The sequence below is a fragment of the Chitinophaga silvisoli genome, from assembly GCF_003412465.1.
In the GTDB taxonomy this organism is placed as follows: domain Bacteria; phylum Bacteroidota; class Bacteroidia; order Chitinophagales; family Chitinophagaceae; genus Chitinophaga; species Chitinophaga silvisoli.
In genome coordinates this window covers 1-3108 of the sequence record NZ_QTJV01000058.1, presented here as the reverse complement: position 1 = coordinate 3108, position 3108 = coordinate 1, and the positions used below count along the sequence as shown (strand labels likewise).

The following is a 3108-nucleotide window of genomic DNA, read 5'->3' as shown; positions in this document are numbered from 1 at the left end:
AAGATATTTAAAGCGAATAAGGGCGCATGGCGGATGCCTAGGCTTTAGGAGGCGAAGAAGGACGTGGTAAGCTGCGATAAGCTACGGGGAGATGCAAACGATCGTTACATCCGTAGATTTCCGAATGGGACAACCCAGTACACTGAAGGTGTATTATCCGAAAGGAGGCCAACGCAGGGAACTGAAACATCTAAGTACCTGCAGGAAAAGAAAATAAATTAATGATTCCCTAAGTAGTGGCGAGCGAACGGGGAATAGCCCAAACCGTGGTGGCGTGCTGCCACGGGGTTGTAGGACTACTTTTAGAAAATCAGATCAAGCTGAATCATCTGGAAAGATGAGCCATAGCAGGTGATAGCCCTGTAAGCGGAAATTCTGATGGACGTGTAGTATCCTGAGTAGCGCGGGACCGGAGGAATCCTGTGTGAAACTGCCAGCACCATCTGGTAAGGCTAAATACTCCCTAAAGACCGATAGTGAACCAGTACCGTAAGGGAAAGGTGAAAAGCACTTCGAACAGAAGAGTGAAATAGTACCTGAAACCGTGCGCCTACAAGCGGTCGGAGCCTGTTAAAGGGTGACGGCGTGCCTTTTGCATAATGAGCCTACGAGTTACTCCTCACTGGCAAGGTTAAGCACTTAAGTTGCGGAGCCGTAGCGAAAGCGAGTTCTAACAGAGCGTAATATAGTCAGTGGGGGTAGACGCGAAACTTTGTGATCTATCCATGGGCAGGTTGAAGGTTTGGTAACACAAACTGGAGGACCGAACTCATTAGCGTTGAAAAGCTATGGGATGACCTGTGGATAGGGGTGAAAGGCCAATCAAACTGAGAGATAGCTCGTTCTCCCCGAAATGTTTTTAGGAACAGCCTCGTATTCAGAGTTATCATAGAGGTAGAGCTACTAATTGGGCTAGGGGGCTTCACCGCCTACCAAACCCTAATAAACTCCGAATGCTATGATATTATCTACGGGAGTGAGGCTGTGGGCGCTAAGGTCCATGGCCGAGAGGGAAATAACCCAGATTAACAGCTAAGGTCCCTAATCGTATGTTAAGTTGAACAAACGCAGTTCAAATCCTATAACAGCCAGGATGTTGGCTTGGAAGCAGCCATTCATTTAAAGAGTGCGTAACAGCTCACTGGTCGAGGGTTTGAGCACGGAAAATAATCGGGCATCAAACATACAACCGAAGCTTTAGGATTATCGCAAGATAATCGGTAGGGGAGCATTCTAAACTGCATTGAAGGTGTATCGCGAGATATGCTGGAGCGTTTAGAAAAGAAAATGTAGGCATAAGTAACGATAAAATAGGTGAAAAACCTATTCGCCGTAAGACTAAGGGTTCCTGATCAACGCTAATCGGATCAGGGTTAGTCGGGTCCTTAGGCAAAGCCGAGAGGCGTAGCTGATGGCAAACTGGTGAATATTCCAGTACCTGCTATAATTTCGATGGGGTAACGGAGTAGTGAACAGACCGCGCACTTACGGAATAGTGCGTTAAAGGGTGTAGTTATATTTTTTGTAGGAAAATCCGCAAGAGATGATGAACCTGATAGTACGACAAAGCTTCGGCTGCGTTGATAGTGTCTCTAATCAGACTTCCAAGAAAAACCTCTAAGGTTAGGTTATAGCAGCCCGTACCGTAAACCGACACAGGTAGTCGAGGAGAGTATCCTCAGGCGCTCGAGTGATCCGTGGTAAAGGAACTAGGCAAATTGACGCTGTAACTTCGGGATAAGGCGTACCGCAGTAATGCGGTCTCAGTAAAATGGTCCAACCAACTGTTTAACAAAAACACAGGGCCCTGCAAAATCGAAAGATGACGTATAGAGCCTGATACCTGCCCGGTGCTGGAAGGTTAAGGAAGGATGTTCGGGGTAACCCAAAGCTTCTGACTGAAGCCCCAGTAAACGGCGGCCGTAACTATAACGGTCCTAAGGTAGCGAAATTCCTTGTCGGGTAAGTTCCGACCTGCACGAATGGTCTAATGAGTTGGACACTGTCTCTACCACGAGCTCGGTGAAATTGTAGTATCGGTGAAGATGCCGGTTAATCGCAACGGGACGGAAAGACCCCGTGAACCTTCACTACAACTTAACATTGATTTTGAACCACAGATGTGTAGGATAGTTGGGAGACTATGAAGCAGCTTCGCCAGGAGTTGTGGAGTCAACGTTGAAATACCAACCTTCTGTTGTTTAGAGTCTAACCCGGTAACGGGGACATTGTTTGGTGGGTAGTTTGACTGGGGTGGTCGCCTCCTAAAAAGTAACGGAGGCTCGCAAAGGTACCCTCAGTACGGTTGGTAATCGTACGCAGAGCGCATTAGTAAAAGGGTGCTTGACTGTGAGGCTGACCAGCCGAGCAGGAGCGAAAGCTGGCTAAAGTGATCCGGTGGTTCTGCATGGAAGGGCCATCGCTCAAAGGATAAAAGGTACTCCGGGGATAACAGGCTGATCTCCCCCAAGAGCTCATATCGACGGGGAGGTTTGGCACCTCGATGTCGGTTCGTCACATCCTGGGGCTGGAGAAGGTCCCAAGGGTTCGGCTGTTCGCCGATTAAAGTGGCACGTGAACTGGGTTCAGAACGTCGCAAGACAGTTCGGTCCCTATCTGTTGTGATCGTTAGTAAATTGCGGGGACATGACCTTAGTACGAGAGGACCGGGTCGTACGTACCGCTGGTGTATCGGTTGTGCCGCCAGGTGCAGTGCCGAGTAGCTATGTACGGAAAGGATAAACGCTGAAAGCATCTAAGCGTGAAACCTACCTCAAGATGAGTTTACTTTTAAGGGCCGTCGGAGACTACGACGTTGATAGGCTACAGGTGTAAGGGTGGTAACATCGAAGCCGAGTAGTACTAATTGCCCGTAAGCTTTAATTTTATTATATACTGTGTTTCAACTTCCCAATATGTAAATTATTGTGTTACTGCTGCTGTGCTGTAAAAACAGACAGGAGCTTAAGTAACAAAAGATCTTCAAGATCTTATGGTGGTTTTGCCGAGGGTGTTCACCTCTTCCCATTCCGAACAGAGAAGTTAAGCCCCTCATGGCCGATGGTACTGCACTATCATGCGGGAGAGTAGGTAGCTGCCATATTTATT

At 47.9% G+C, this 3108-nt stretch carries 2 rRNA genes; both read left to right on the top strand.

Features of this window, described 5'->3' with window-relative positions:
* The first annotated feature begins 6 nt into the window (after nucleotides 1-6).
* Nucleotides 7-2886, top strand: a 23S ribosomal RNA gene (locus DXN04_RS34345).
* A 105-nt stretch (nucleotides 2887-2991) separates the two neighbouring features.
* Nucleotides 2992-3103 (top strand): 5S ribosomal RNA (gene rrf, locus DXN04_RS34340).
* Nucleotides 3104-3108: the final 5 nt, after the last annotated feature.